Source organism: Halomonas sp. E19 (assembly GCF_052439355.1).
GTDB lineage: Bacteria > Pseudomonadota > Gammaproteobacteria > Pseudomonadales > Halomonadaceae > Halomonas.
Window position 1 is genome coordinate 2513221 of the sequence record NZ_JBNFWU010000001.1, and the last position, 13713, is coordinate 2526933.

Below are 13713 nucleotides of genomic sequence, written 5' to 3' on the forward strand. Positions count from 1 at the left end.
GATAAACCTGAGGTAACCCTATGGGAGCACGACCCCGAACGCGTTACGCCTGCTTACTTGCAGGCTTACTCCTGGCACTGAGCGCTACCATCGCCCACGCCGAGACTAGCGACACCATCGAGGAAGGCATCGCCTCCTACTACAGCGATCGCTTTCAGGGCGCCACCACCGCCAGTGGCGAACCCTTCGACCAACAGGCCCTGACGGCCGCCCACCCCAGCCTCCCCTCGGCACCGAGGTATTGGTCACCCGTGCGGATACGGGCCAGGAGGTGAAGGTGCTGATCAACGACCGCGGCCCCTTCATCGAAGGCCGGATCATCGATCTCTCGAAACAGGCGGCACGAGAGCTTGGCATGCTGCGGCGCGGCACCGTTCCCGTTCAGGTCACCGCCATCAACTAGCCTCGGCAGGCATAACAAAAAGCAGCGCAAAGACTTCTTTACCCTGGGTAAATTCGTCTTTGCGCTGTTTTTTCATCGAGACGACCAAAAGCACAAGCCGGCAGCGCGATTCACGCTGCCGGCTTGTGCGGGTGACATTGTCAGGCAGGAAGCCTCAGCTTCAACTCGCGTTGCTGAGGGCGTGGTTGGCGCCTTTGCCAAGCAGGAAGGCCATCGCAGCGATAACGAGGAAGAACAGGCTGCCGGAGAAGAAGAGCCCCCAGCGAATCTGCTCGAAGCCTGTCAGCGCTGAATAGGCCAAGGCCGAGATCAACGGGAATACCATCACGATGGCCACCCCGATCCCGATCAAATACAGAACACAACCTAGACGCGTCATCATATGTCAGCTCCTTCCCTGATGGTGGATGGCTTGTATCGTCATACTGCCGCTCATGCTTTACGTGGTTACGGGTATGACATTGGAGCCTAGCCATGCAGGGAAGGTTCGAGAGAGCCAGCCTATCGCTTCAATAGCCTGAACGTATCACATGAGCATCGCCTCGCTACCCGCGCTATCGCCCCCTCCCTCAGCGCCGCGGTACGAGCTTGTCCTGGGTGGCGGTGTCGAAGTCGCTGGCGGCGTGGCGCTCGTGCAGCTGCTCTTCCGGCTCACCGAAGGTGCGGTTGACCATGCGACCGCGCGTTACCGCCGGACGGGCATCGATCTCCCTGGCCCACCGCTGCACGTGTTCGTACGTCTCGACCTGCAGAAATTCACCCGCTTCGTAAAGCCGCCCCAGCGCCAGCTGCCCATACCAAGGCCAGTTGGCGATGTCGGCGATGGTGTAGGCCTCGCCCCCAGGTAGCGGCTTTCGGCCAGGCGACGATCCAGCACGTCGAGCTGGCGCTTGGCCTCCATAGCGAAGCGGTCGATGGCGTATTCGATCTTGGTGGGTGCGTAGGCATAGAAGTGGCCGAAGCCGCCGCCGAGATAGGGTGCGCTGCCCATCTGCCAGAATAGCCAGTTCAACGCCTCCGTTCGCCCAGCCGGGTCGCGGGGTAGGAACTCGCCGAACTTTTCTGCCAGGTAGAGCAGGATGGCGCCCGATTCGAACACTCGGGTGGGCGGCGAGGTGCTGTGATCCATCAGCGCCGGGATCTTGGAGTTGGGGTTCACCGCCACGAACCCGCTGCCGAACTGCTCGCCCTCGGCGATACGAATCAGCCAGGCATCGTACTCGGCCTGCCTGTGGCCCAACGCCAGCAGCTCCTCGAACATCACCGTGACCTTCACCCCATTGGGCGTGGCCAGCGAATAGAGCTGGAACGGGTGCTCGCCTACCGGCAGCGCCTGGTCGTGGGTCGGCCCCGCTACCGGTCGATTGATGCTGGCGAACTGGCCGCCGCTCGCCCTCTCCCATTTCCATACCCTGGGCGGCACGTACGCATTGTCTGAACTCATGGCAATTCCCCAACGGCTAGCGAAACAGCCGCGTCTGCTGCCGAACAGCGAACGCGAGCAGTAGGCAAAAGATAGCCGGTTAAAAGTTGGGGTTCGAGCATACCGCCGGCCTTGTCGCTAGGCATCGGGCTTATCGCCACGGGCGATATCTCGCTGGCTCAAGACCACCACCTCGCGGGGCCACCATTCCGGGTGCTCGTCACGAATGAAGGCCATCAGCTTCTCGCGGATCTGCATCTCTGCCACCCAGCCGGCGAAGGGGTCGGAACCCATCAGATAGCAGACCACGGTCTGCGCCCTTTCGGTCTGGCCGGTCACGTAGCAGCACAGCTTGTGATGCTCGATGACGTTCTCCTCCTGCTCGGCCAGCGCCATGAATTTCTCACGAATCACCTCGATATCGGCGCTCAGGTGCAGGGTCAACTCCAGGCTGCGGTACATCTTGGGATTGATCACCGAGAAATTCTCGAAGGGCTTCGAGGCAAAGTAGGTCACCGGCACGATCACCCGCCGCTCATCCCACACCCGCAGGCGGATGTAGGTATAGAAGATACCCTCCACGTAGCACCACTGCCCTTCGAACATCACCAGGTCGCCGATGCGGATGGGCTTGGCCAGCGAGAGCTGGAACGAGGAAAGAATGTTGCTCAGCACCGCCTGGCCCGCGATACCCACCAGCACGGCCACCACGCTGGCCGACGCCAGCAGCGACATGCCCAGCGTCTCGAAGAGCTGGATCTGGCTCAGCACATAAACGGCAACGGCGATGACCGTGACCAGGATGATGACCCGGCGCAGCGCATAGAGCGATGTCAGAAGTCTGCGCTCATCCTTGGGCTTGGTGTCGTCGATTTCGCCCACGAAGCGCCGGGTGACCTTGAGCAGGAAGGTATCCACCAGGCGCAGCGCAATGCTGGCGACACTCCAGGCGATCAGCGCAATGAGCATCACGCTGATGAAGGTGGTGGCCATCGCCGTGAACGACACCACGTAGTCGAGCAGCGTCTGCGCCACGAACGCCATGATCAGCAGCGCCATGGGGCCACGGATGCGGCCGGTGAAGATGCTCACCACCCCGCTGGGAAACCAGTAGGCCAGCAGGCCCACAAACCAGTAAACCCCCCAGCCCACCAGGCCGATCAACAGCAAGAAGAGCGGAAGGGCGATCCACTCCCAGAGCTGAAGCCGGCCGAGCGGGGTCTTGAAGCGCTCGGGGATATAGCGCTCGATCAGCGAGGGGCCGAACGCCTCGTAGAGCACGGGAATGGAAGCGATGCTGTTCGGCGTAATCAGCCAGACCGGGTCTTCATCGTCCACCCGATAGCGAGCCAGGCGGATATCATAGGCTTCACCGCCGGCCTCGAGCGATGCCAGCTCGATATCTCGCCGCGGCTCACCCGCCTGGGGGTGCTGCCCTGAAGGGTCCTCGATAGCGGCATCCTGCCGCCCGGAAAGCTCGGAAGCATCCAGCCCCTCGCCGCGCTGAAACACCTCGGCCAGCTGCCGCACCAACTCCGCCCCTTGCTGGCGCTGTGCCTCCGGTTCCAGCTCGGAAAGATTGAGCAGGTGCGCCGCGTCGGCATACCGCTCCTGCCCGGTAAGCTGCTGGAAGCTGCGGACCGAATCCCGCGGGGTGGAGCGCAATACGCCTTCGGGTACCTCACCAAGCCCGACATTCAGCGAGTCGAGGGGAAACCACTCCTTCTCCTCGGCCTCGCTTTCACTCTCGCTTTCAGGCCCATTGCCACCCGCCCCTTGGGGCACCTGCGCAAAGCCCGGCAGCGCAATGACAATCCCCATCAGCAAGACGGCCCACACTGCCACTCGTCGCCATGTGCCGTTTCCCGTCATACAGCTCATCCTGATACGAAGCGAAACGCTGGCGCCTCCCTCGGCCAGCGTGGGGCTGCCCGCTCGGCGATCATGCCGCGCCAGCCAGCCCCAAGGTTGCTTGCAGTACAGCCAACGGCTTGCGCTTCGTCCAGCCCAGTGCCGCCTCCGACCTGCCCAGCCCCCTCTTGCCTATGTCGAGATCAGCACTTCCGTTCAAACCGGAATTTAATTTTTTATTAACTTCAACGAAAACATGCTCTTCACGACATTCACTAAAAACAGCAACGAAAGGCTTTGACCTGGAACAGTCAACGTGACACCGTAGCTGCAGTTGGTAAGCAAGCGGCATGGTTTCAGTAGCGTTCGGATTCATTCGGCAGCCCTGTGATTTTCCTTGTTTTACCCGCTACTCATCTGGGTAACACCAGGACAAAGGCAAGGCGCTAAAATGCGCGAAAGGAATTCGATTATGACGACTGGAACAGTCAAGTGGTTCAACGACTCCAAGGGTTTTGGCTTCATTTCTCCTGCCGATGGCAGCGACGACGTGTTCGCCCATTTCTCCGAAATTCAATCTGATGGCTTCAAGTCCCTGCAGGAAGGTCAAAGCGTCTCGTTTGACGTGACCCAGGGCAAGAAAGGCCTTCAGGCTTCGAATATCAAGCAAATCGCCTAACCTAACGGTTAAACGATTTGTCGAGTCTCACGGCTCGATAGCAAGGCCCGCCTAGGCGGGCCTTGCTGCTTTATTAAACATGACACTTATCGAGCGTGGCCTTTATCAATTAGCGTCTAGCCTGAGCAACCCAAAAGTATTGAAATACTCTGCCTCTGCATCAATACAACCCAGCCGCTGATCTACAACCAACCTATTACACCAGCTCGTTCTCTGCTAATACTCCCCATGAAGTACTCCATGCTCGACGATAGCTGGCAACAGGATGGAAAGTACAGCAACGGGAGTGACCAGATGCACGACATGATCAGACACGCTGCGCTGTTCAGCCGCGCCGCCCACCAGGCCGTGGGGCAGCGACGCAAGTACACCGACGAGCCCTACTGGCAGCACCCGGTGGACGTTGCCGAGATGGTGGCGGCCGTAGGGTCGGCAACAGCAGAGATGATCGCCGCCGCCTACCTGCACGACGTGCTCGAAGACACCGCCGTGACGGCGTTGGACATCGAGGAGTGCTTCGGTCAGCGTGTCACCCTGCTGGTGCTGGAATTGACGAACCAGTTCTCCAATCCGGAAATCGGCAATCGCGCCCACCGCAAGGCACTGGAGCGCGACAGGCTGGCGCAGGTATCCCCACAGGCGCAGACCATCAAGTACGCCGACCTGATCGACAACACCGGCAGCATTGTCGCGCGAGACCATGGCTTCGCCCGGGTCTACCTGGCCGAAAAGCGCCAGCTTCTGGAAGTGATGACGGCGGGTGACGAGGCGCTGAGGCGCCAGGCATGGAGCGTCTTGACGGAGGGCGAGGCCAAGATCCGCGGCGCTTCGCGATAACCAGCGACAGCCTCCCGAGCCTCATCGCTACCATTCACCAAAGACCAGCAGTACGGCCGCCCCACCCGCCCTTGATCAGAGCACAGCCAGACCATGGCGGCCCTCAAGGCAGCACCTACACTATTCGATAAGGGCGCGAGCAGGCCCAGGGCCCGCTACAAACAAAAATTCTCTTCAACCTTATGACTATGGGCGAAAATTCTGTCTGAAAGCAGAGTTATGGCGGCTTTATCTTAATTTTCAGCAGGCAGCCGATTTTCTGGGAAGTGCTGATACACTCCGCGCAATGACAGGCTCTGCCCGCGGCGGAGCTTTCCATTTTCCATCGGCAGGGAGACCTTCATGGCCCGCAAAATCATCGTTCTTGGTGCCGGCATGGTCGGCGTATCTGTAGCCTGGCATCTGGTGCGTCGCGGTCATGATGTCACGCTGGTGGACCGCCGCGAGCCGGGCCTAGAGACTTCCTTCGGCAATGCCGGCATCATCCAGCGCGAGGCGGTGCGCCCTTACGCCTTTCCCCGCGATGTCGCCACCCTGCTGCGGGTGGTGCCCAACCGCCAGGTAGACATCCGCTACCGCCCCACTGGCATGCTGAGCGCGGCGGGCCCGCTGCTGAACTACTGGCTGAACTCCAGCGGTAAGCGCTACGAGCGCATCGTGAACGAGTGGGCCTCGCTGATCATGCGCTGCCAGGATGCCCACGCGCCGATGATCGAAGCCGCCGGCGCCGAGGCGCTGGTGCGCAAGGGCGGCTGGCTGGAGCTGTACCGCACCCAGAAAGAATTTGAGGAGCGCCAGCAAGAAGCCCGGGAAAACCACGAGCGCTTCGGGGTGGAGTACGAGGTGCTGGACGCCGAGGCGCTCTACGCCAAGGAGCCGCACCTGGCCAAAGGGCTGATCGGAGCGATCCACTGGACGCAGCCCTGGATGGTCTCGGACCCGGGCGGCCTGGTACAGGCCTACGCCCGCAGCTTTGCCGACCAAGGCGGCCAGGTGAAGCAGGCCAGCGTCGAGGACGTGCGCCAGGTTGAGGGCGGCTGGCGAGTCGATACCAGCGAAGGCGCCCTGGAAGCTGAGGAAGTGGTGGTGGCCCTGGGCCCTGGGCCGGAGAGCTGCTGGCGAAGCTGGGCATGAAAGTGCCGCTGTTCGTGAAGCGCGGCTACCACATGCACTACTCCGCCGAAGGGAACGCCAAGCTCAACCACTGGGTGATGGACGCCGAGAAAGGCTTCCTGCTCGAACCGATGCGCGCCGGCATTCGCCTGACCACCGGCGCCGAGTTGGCCGACCTGGAATCGCCACCCCAGTACAAGCAGCTGGCCGCCGCCGAGAAGGTGGCACGCAAGCTGTTCCCGCTGGGCAAGCGGCGCGACAGCCAGCCTTGGAAAGGCGCCCGCCCCTGCCTGCCCGACATGAAGCCGGTGATCGGCCCCGCCCCCAACAAGGAAGGGCTGTGGCTCGCCTTCGGCCACGGCCATCAGGGCTTCACCCTCGGCCCAGCCACCGGCGAACTGCTCGCCCAGATGATGGATGGCGAAGCGCCCGCGGTGGATATGGCCCCGTTCCGGGTCGACCGCTTCTGAAGCTGAGCTCATAACGAAAGCGGGCGTCCTTGAGGCGCCCGTTTTGTGTATATTCTTGCAGCTATTATGCAGGGACTTCTGCGGTGAAATGTTGGAATTCTTGAATTTTATTTATCGGCGACCCCTTAACGAAGTTTAGCTATTGCCGAAATAGCTCCACAATCGTTTGGCCTATCAAACGAAGAGCAGGAATCGACATAATCGCGAGCGATACGCCCCACTCTTTCGACAATAAATTTATTAGTTGAAATAAAACCTACTGGCATAGAGACAGGCAACGCTTCAGGCTTCGAAAAATGATACACAACAACCACTAACTCATCATCCAAATGGATTATTTCAACATTGCCTCCGAGCATACCCTCAGCCAATCCGTTGATTGAATTTTCAAACCCCCTGAACTCGTGACACCACTTTTTAGCGGCTCGAAAGTCGTCACAGCCAATTACAGGCACATAAATAGTCGGCTTGTAAAGCCTCTTATTTTTTGTGGCCGCCCTGTCGATGAAAGTACTGATCGCTGACCTAGCTCTGTCACTTTTCGCCCAAAGGGATCGGACGGAGCAATCCATGTAAAGCGGCTATCTCCGTACTCTGCTTTATTACTTATACGTTTCGCCAGTATCGGTGATAAAAATTTTTGAAGCAACTCCCAATTGGGTAGTGTGTAGACCTGGCCTACGAAAGTTGTTCTAGCCGCCTCATTGTGTTCTTCTAGTTTTTGTAGATCATCGATAAAGCGAGGAATAACAGAATTTGTTTTAGGATCAAAGACCTTAATCGTGTCCTCATCCCCAAGCTCCATCATCGCCTGCATAAGAGACATCGTATTTGAGGGACGTACCAAACTTGATAAACTTATCGCTATAAGCCCATGCACAACCTCAGAATCATTTAGCTGTTCAAAATCGGCCCTTTCAAGCGACTCACCATCTTCACCAATTGTAAATTTAATCGTAAGTCGAAGAGGCAAGTCGCGCAATTTATTTACTGCATTTACTGTATAAACGTAAGGTCTCTCCTTGGCATCTCGACTAACAGAGTTAGGCAGAAATTCTTTATCTAATATCTGGGAAAATTGATGCTGAAAATGTTTCTCGACCAGCTTTTCACTTTGTGAGACATTCTTACCATCCACCTCAAGTGAGATACCGCACCTCCAACTATCATTAAAATTCTTATTACTAAAACAGCTAAAGCTAGCTAAATCAAATGAGAGTGTCGCTCCACTGTCCAAGACAGCCGAAAGCTGAGGAGTCTCTCCCAAGTCTGTAAAATAGCCTTGTGAAAGATTAGTCAACATGAGTCGACCATTATCTGAAAGAGTCAACTCTCCTCGCTGAACTAAGTCTGATACAGCCTCTTCCGTCTCAAGCCGGCTCAGTCCGAAGTATGTGGCTATCTGGGATTTACTCATTGGAGCTATGTGAACCAAGCGAAGAACAAACTCCCGAATAAATGGCAAGCCTTTTTGTGTTATATATGAAAACTGGATGTTAAATTTTTGTGATGGAAGAAGAAAATCGACTTCCTGATAAGTTATGTTGTTTAGTGAATCCATTAGTTATTACCACCTTGACGAGCAGAAGCAAAAGAATACCCAGCAGCACACCCATGCTGATTCATAAAACTCAAAACCAATCCTAGAGGCATATTTTTATTGCCGCCTTTCCACATGTCTGCATTACCAACAATCACCAATCGATCCATGGCTCGCGACATGGCCACGTTTATTCGATTCGGCGCTCTCAAAAAGCCTGCAGTATGTTGTTTGTCAGAACGAGTCAGGGATAGGATAATCACTCGATTTTCCTTCCCTTGATAGCTGTCAACAGTGTCTATCTTCACTAGGTCTTTAAATCCATCATTCCACGCCTCTTGGTTGAATTTCGCACGTAGAATATTCTTTTGCTCTGAATACATGCAAATAACACCAATCGCAGCCTCATCCTCACCAATCACTCCTGAGAGTCCTTTAACAAACTCTAAATTATCAGACAATTCTTTTAGGAGCGCTATTATTTCATCCGCCTCGCTCCTATTATAGATACTAGTACCGCCTCCTTTGGAGTGGTAGGACTTTTGACCCAAATTAGAGGTATCAATCCACGTAACTACGCTGCGTAATGGAGCGGGCGCACAATCATAAATAGCAGGAATGCTCCTATCACCATTCTTCAATTTACCATCATAGAATGTCGTAGAAACAAGATTTCCGATGGGTGGGGCCATCCGGTATTGAGTTAGTAATGCGGCGCTTGTCTGTTCACCGTATTTAGAATTGAATGCTCTTGCAAAATCACTACGAAGGACCTCATCCAGCTCGGTGTGCTTACTACTTATTCCCAGCCTTCGCGCCAAGGCTTTTTTGTGTGCATCAGAATAAAGAGGTGGTAGTTGCAAGTGATCACCTACCAATAGCACTCTCTTGGCAGATTGCATTGCAATAGCAAGTTCACTAGCAATAGAACGCGCTGCTTCATCAATAATTACCCAGTCGTAAATATTGTCTTGAATACCGATGTGTCCTTGACCTATGCCAACACATGTGCCGGCTACCAATTGTCGGGAGCGGGCAAAAAACTCGTCATAATTCACACGCTCGGCAGACAGAGCGTTGTGCATATCTCGCGAAACTTTAGCTAAGGCTAGTACGCGCCGCGCTTCGTCCGGCCTAACTCCATAATCGAAGCACAGCTTTGATACCACTCTGTCTTTTACATCTGAAATTGGGGCAGTGCATTCCAATTCAATGCCAAACTTAACGCTAAGTTCCTCACGAATCGAATAATCGAGTTCGACAGCGATCGACCTTAATTTTTTTATATCCTCATCATCAACCACATCATCCACTCGATATAAAAGCGTCTCGAGATGGTCGACCTTACTGAATAATTTAAACTCTGCCAAAACAACACTGGAAATAAATTCAGGCTGCAGACCTAGAGCATCACTTAGAGCTTCAACCCTGTACTTTATCTCTGCACCAAATAGCTCTCTTTTCTCTGCGGTGATAGCGTGGGAATAAACATCTTTCAATCCTGTCGACACAGCAGCCTCGCGGTTACTGAATCGTACAACCTCCAAGTCCGTGTTAAGTCGAGCGCAGTGTCGTCTTATTCGCTCAGCAGCAGTATTCACCGCTTCATGTGATTGACTTACTAACAAAATTTTCTTGGCTTGTTGCTTTTCAACCAAGTAGTGTACAAATGCTGCAATGAACTCCGTCTTTCCTGTTCCAGGTGGGCCTTGCAACAGTGATAACGGCCCGTTATTGACTATTTTCGAAAACGCGTCTCTTTGCTGAGAGTTAAGGCTAATTTGATTTCCGTATTTGTCTTCTCTATCATATCGAGAAAAGTCTTCATCTGTTGTCTCAATACCATATTGGGTGGCAGTTCTATCACATGAAGGATCGAACAAATCCACCAGTTCCGGCATAACGCCTTCTCGGTCTATTAGACGTTTAAGGGCTGCTTTCCTCTTACGGTAAGACGCTCTGTCTTGCCATGTTCTGAAAAAAACAACATCACTGTTTTTTAAGAAGTACGCCGCCCCCTGGCTTTGAGAAGACTGACTGAATTGAGAGTGGAAGATTTCAGGCAAACTTCTCCCAAAACCCTTTCACCCCCGTCCTCATCCACAAGTAATGCCTCTACTTCATCAGAGGCAGAGAATGCACCTAGAGGATCAACTTCGGCGGAGTATGGCATGATGATTCGGCCATCAGTTTTTCCGATGGGTGAAATCTCACCGTCGATTTCGATATTCGGAAGTGATTGTGTTTCGGTATCTAGAATCGCCTGCCAAAGCTTCGTAGTCGAAATGGCTATTTTTGAACTCTCTAGCCGCGCTCCAGCCTGATTATTTAAACGCTCGAAAGCTTCTTTTAGTTCGAGCGTGATCAAACCACTCTCTTTTTTCGGCTCGTCCTGTTCCGTATCGTCCAGAACCGTAGCCAGCTCAACCGCTCTATGAAAAGCCTCATTATTTTCCAAAACTGCGGTCAATGCCGATAAAACATGGGGCTTACCCGGTATAACTTTAATAGCACAGGGCAATTCGAAATGGCTTTCTTCAGCATCGCGTTTATTCACTGATGATCGCTGCTTTGGCGTAAACCCGACTACAAGCCCTTTCTCGTCCTTGCTGTACATCGCAGAAACAACCCCGCCAATCCCTGCGAAAGTGACTTTCACCTCAGATGATTCTTTAGGGTTTTTTCGACTCGGCAGTAAAGATGACCGTTGTCAGGAAGCAAAGTTACAGTTTCATCAGCATTACCGGCAATGATTTCAATATACTCCTGCTCAGTTTCAACCTTTGGCGTATTTAATGCTTTCTTGAAGCGCCCAAGATCTTTGAATCCGAACTGCGGATCTTCCAACTCTACTAAAACTGCGTTAGCAATCGAAGAGAATTTTTCAGATTTCACTCCCCAAGCCATTCCCAATAGTTCGCACGACATTTTCATGACGGCAAAATTATCACGCTCAAAAGATGTGCATCCATCTATATTGTCGGGGCTGTATTGATGATTTTTAGGCTCATCGTCAGAAGGGGTGAAATCAGGAATATCAATCAAAAATATCGACGAACTACCTTCTTCAATCATTACATTTTTAGGGTGCAAATCACCATGAGATAGTCCAAGTCCATGCAGGTGCTCCACTGCATCAACTAACTTAGAGACACTATCCAGGCGAAACTCTTCTTCTATTTTGGCAGTTTCCCATGTGCTGCCATCAACAAGGTCAGTTACTAGATACAAAGCAGATGATTTAGAAGCGATGCCATAGTCTCGAATGGTTGGTAGGTAACTTGGATTTACTGACTTTAGTTTGTCCAACCTTCTCAGAAAGCCAAGCACTTGGAAATTAGAAACTAAAGAAGCACCTTGTCCGCCACAGTCGAGCCATGCTTTAACCAACCTTCCACCAGATACATAGACTTCCTTATCCGACGTTTCAACAATGAACTCGCCATCTTCACGGTATTGTCGCAAATGATTAATTGCATGGCGATATGGGTCTAGATCGACATCATCAAAAGTAGACATCTCATCATCGGCGGGTTCCGCTTCCACTAAAGCTTCAAAAAACTCTGACGCATTTGAAAAATTTGCTGCAACTGCGTCCAAAAGAACTTCTGAGTACCACTCATTACACGCGAGCATCTCATTCTGTACTGCCTCCAGACTTTTTGGAGACATACGACGCCCATTAAGAAGGTGCCAGCACACCAAGCCCAAAGCATGCACATCTTTCTGATAAGGAGTTAAGTCACTGTCATCCAGCATATCCTGTGCTTCAACTGCACCCACTGCTAGGGCCTTTCTATAGTCACCAACTGTCCCTGTGGAGCGATGATAGGCTGATATAAAGTTAGATAAGGCAATCTCCTTCGATGGAGAAAGCCAAAGGCTGTGATCCGCAATATCTCTATGTGCAACCTTCGCTTCATGAAGATCGCCAAATTTTGAAACTAATAATTTCGCTATGTTTGACAGGTCTTGATCAGAGAAGGCTGCCCCATACTTTCCAACAAATTCGTTAAATCTCACATGCCCAGGAGGCAACTCATAAACCTCACAATACTCTGCAGTGATTTCGTCTTTTTGAAAACTAGTTAACGAGCGCAAGCAATGGTTATACAAATCCCGATTATGATGATTGAGATGGTGGAGGACTGCACGTTCGCGCGAGACAATCTCAGCTCTACCATCAGGTGTGTACGCTTTTCCACCTTCTACTTTATTGAAGTTCCATACGCGAAGCAGCGCTTCGGAATTTGAGGAAATTTCTGATCTTGCCAGATATTCTCGATAGACGTTCTTAGGGTGCTTGAAAATTTGTTCTTTAGCCTCGTAACCATCTACCCTTAATGTTTTCGGGGCTGTCTGCGGACCTAGGAAAAGCTTATCAAATATTAAGAAATCCTGATTGAGGACTTTTTCGTTTGGGTGGGGCCTAAAGTAATGGTTAAAGGTGCCCTCATTAGAATACTTTAAGAATTCTCGCAACGATATCGTGTGATGGAGTTGGTCCTCTGGCAATTGACTAAAATCAGCGTCACCTGTCATGACGACAAAAAAATAAACGCGAGGAACAAATCCTTTGTTGGAAAACTTATGCGACAGACGTTTTAACTTATTGTCTAGCATAAATTTTTTCGGCCGCGTTACGCTAACTGGAGAGCGACCCATGTTCTGATCGCCTTTGTACCAAATATCACCTTTGGCTGTGATTGGATGATGATTCCAATCTTTCAGCTCGACGATAATAACGTTGCAATGCGTAACAATTACAAGATCAAATTCGCCTTCTTTCTTCGACTCTACAAAACGAAATCCCGCATAACCTTTCCACGGAAACATTCCTTTTTTCCAAATCCTGCATCCTGTAGCTGATCACGCAGAGCCCCCCTCAGATAGATTCCCACTCATCATAGCCTTAGAAGAAAAAGCTGTCTTTATTTTTTCAATTGCCTTTACTTCTTGCTCTTGCAACCCGCCATCCCAAATTTCTATTTTCAACTTTCATCCCTCATTATCTTTTATATATAAATTTAGATACTCGCCTACTATTCATTTAATCATGATCTAGCTGCCAATTTCTATCACTGGCCATGCGCTCATTAACATCTAAAGCGCACCACTCAAGTCCGACTAAAAATAATCTAGCAGTATCTATTACCGAAGCAGAGAAAGTCCTCGCAGTGAAATTACTGCTAGAATGAGATCAAAATTAACCAACTTGATATACGCACTTCCAAGCCGGCTTTAAGCCAATTTTATCATTAGTTAACAGTCTAAATAGCCGTCAAGTTCTCGTAGAATATTACACAGCAAATAATTTGTATTTGAATTTAAAAAAGACTGCAACAGAGGATGATTTAGTTTGTTCTGGCAATAAAGGAATCTCATTCTTTTCTTCAA

10 protein-coding genes and 3 pseudogenes are annotated in these 13713 nt (G+C 52.1%); 4 read left to right on the forward strand and 9 right to left on the reverse strand.

The window, feature by feature from the left end; genetic code table 11:
• Window positions 1-20: 20 nt before the first annotated feature.
• Window positions 21-403 (forward strand): annotated as a pseudogene (locus ACUDAL_RS13190) (septal ring lytic transglycosylase RlpA family protein).
• Between the two features lie 160 nt (window positions 404-563).
• On the opposite strand, the gene ACUDAL_RS13195 reads toward ACUDAL_RS13190, so the two are convergent.
• From ACUDAL_RS13195 to ACUDAL_RS13210, 4 genes and pseudogenes are all read right to left on the reverse strand, one after another.
• Window positions 564-785 carry a hypothetical protein gene (locus ACUDAL_RS13195; protein WP_444678440.1) on the reverse strand — a complete coding sequence of 74 codons (222 nt, stop codon included), beginning with the start codon at window positions 783-785 and terminating at the stop codon, window positions 564-566.
• 187 nt (window positions 786-972) lie between these two features.
• Window positions 973-1847, reverse strand: a pseudogene (gene yghU, locus ACUDAL_RS13200) (glutathione-dependent disulfide-bond oxidoreductase).
• A 117-nt stretch (window positions 1848-1964) separates the two neighbouring features.
• The gene (locus tag ACUDAL_RS13205) at window positions 1965-3698 is read right to left on the reverse strand and encodes a mechanosensitive ion channel family protein (protein WP_444678441.1); all 1734 of its coding nucleotides are present in this window, start codon (window positions 3696-3698) and stop codon (window positions 1965-1967) included.
• 70 nt (window positions 3699-3768) lie between these two features.
• Window positions 3769-4053, reverse strand: a complete 285-nt coding sequence (locus ACUDAL_RS13210) for a hypothetical protein (protein ID WP_444678442.1) — start codon at window positions 4051-4053, stop codon at window positions 3769-3771.
• Between the two features lie 96 nt (window positions 4054-4149).
• On the opposite strand from ACUDAL_RS13210, the gene ACUDAL_RS13215 reads away from it, so the two are divergent.
• The 3 genes and pseudogenes from ACUDAL_RS13215 to ACUDAL_RS13225 all read left to right on the forward strand — a co-directional run bounded on the left by ACUDAL_RS13215 (window position 4150) and on the right by ACUDAL_RS13225 (window position 6776).
• Window positions 4150-4356: a cold-shock protein gene (locus ACUDAL_RS13215; RefSeq protein ID WP_444678443.1), complete on the forward strand. Its 207-nt coding sequence runs from the start codon at window positions 4150-4152 to the stop codon at window positions 4354-4356.
• A gap of 294 nt (window positions 4357-4650) precedes the next feature.
• A complete protein-coding gene (locus ACUDAL_RS13220; RefSeq protein ID WP_444678444.1) occupies window positions 4651-5193 on the forward strand; it encodes an HD domain-containing protein in 543 nt (180 codons plus the stop codon).
• A gap of 342 nt (window positions 5194-5535) precedes the next feature.
• A pseudogene (locus ACUDAL_RS13225) lies at window positions 5536-6776 on the forward strand (NAD(P)/FAD-dependent oxidoreductase).
• A 125-nt stretch (window positions 6777-6901) separates the two neighbouring features.
• Here the strand turns inward: ACUDAL_RS13225 and ACUDAL_RS13230 are convergent.
• From ACUDAL_RS13230 to ACUDAL_RS13250, 5 genes are all read right to left on the reverse strand, one after another.
• Window positions 6902-7231: a hypothetical protein gene (locus tag ACUDAL_RS13230; protein WP_444678445.1), complete on the reverse strand. Its 330-nt coding sequence runs from the start codon at window positions 7229-7231 to the stop codon at window positions 6902-6904.
• Complete coding sequence (locus ACUDAL_RS13235) at window positions 7222-8337, reverse strand: hypothetical protein (protein WP_444678446.1); 1116 nt, start codon at window positions 8335-8337, stop codon at window positions 7222-7224. Before ACUDAL_RS13235 ends, ACUDAL_RS13230 begins: the two co-directional genes overlap by 10 nt.
• Window positions 8337-10217 carry an AAA domain-containing protein gene (locus tag ACUDAL_RS13240; protein WP_444678447.1) on the reverse strand — a complete coding sequence of 627 codons (1881 nt, stop codon included), beginning with the start codon at window positions 10215-10217 and terminating at the stop codon, window positions 8337-8339. Before ACUDAL_RS13240 ends, ACUDAL_RS13235 begins: the two co-directional genes overlap by 1 nt.
• A gap of 98 nt (window positions 10218-10315) precedes the next feature.
• On the reverse strand, window positions 10316-10975 hold the full coding sequence (locus ACUDAL_RS13245; protein WP_444678448.1) for a hypothetical protein: 660 nt from the start codon (window positions 10973-10975) through the stop codon (window positions 10316-10318).
• Window positions 10972-13152, reverse strand: coding sequence for an NERD domain-containing protein (locus ACUDAL_RS13250; RefSeq protein ID WP_444678449.1), 2181 nt, complete (start codon window positions 13150-13152; stop codon window positions 10972-10974). Before ACUDAL_RS13250 ends, ACUDAL_RS13245 begins: the two co-directional genes overlap by 4 nt.
• Window positions 13153-13713 lie beyond the last annotated feature (561 nt).

Excerpts from the sequence above, each read along its gene's own strand:
- ACUDAL_RS13240 (WP_444678447.1), bottom strand. The coding sequence starts at position 10,217 with ATGCCGGAACTGGTGGATTTGTTCGATCCTTCATGTGATAGAACTGCC.
- ACUDAL_RS13220 (WP_444678444.1), top strand. The coding sequence starts at position 4,651 with ATGCACGACATGATCAGACACGCTGCGCTGTTCAGCCGCGCCGCCCAC.
- ACUDAL_RS13210 (WP_444678442.1), bottom strand. The coding sequence starts at position 4,053 with ATGAATCCGAACGCTACTGAAACCATGCCGCTTGCTTACCAACTGCAG.
- ACUDAL_RS13205 (WP_444678441.1), bottom strand. The coding sequence starts at position 3,698 with ATGACGGGAAACGGCACATGGCGACGAGTGGCAGTGTGGGCCGTCTTG.
- ACUDAL_RS13250 (WP_444678449.1), bottom strand. The coding sequence starts at position 13,152 with ATGTTTCCGTGGAAAGGTTATGCGGGATTTCGTTTTGTAGAGTCGAAG.
- ACUDAL_RS13215 (WP_444678443.1), top strand. The coding sequence starts at position 4,150 with ATGACGACTGGAACAGTCAAGTGGTTCAACGACTCCAAGGGTTTTGGC.
- ACUDAL_RS13235 (WP_444678446.1), bottom strand. The coding sequence starts at position 8,337 with ATGGATTCACTAAACAACATAACTTATCAGGAAGTCGATTTTCTTCTT.
- ACUDAL_RS13195 (WP_444678440.1), bottom strand. The coding sequence starts at position 785 with ATGATGACGCGTCTAGGTTGTGTTCTGTATTTGATCGGGATCGGGGTG.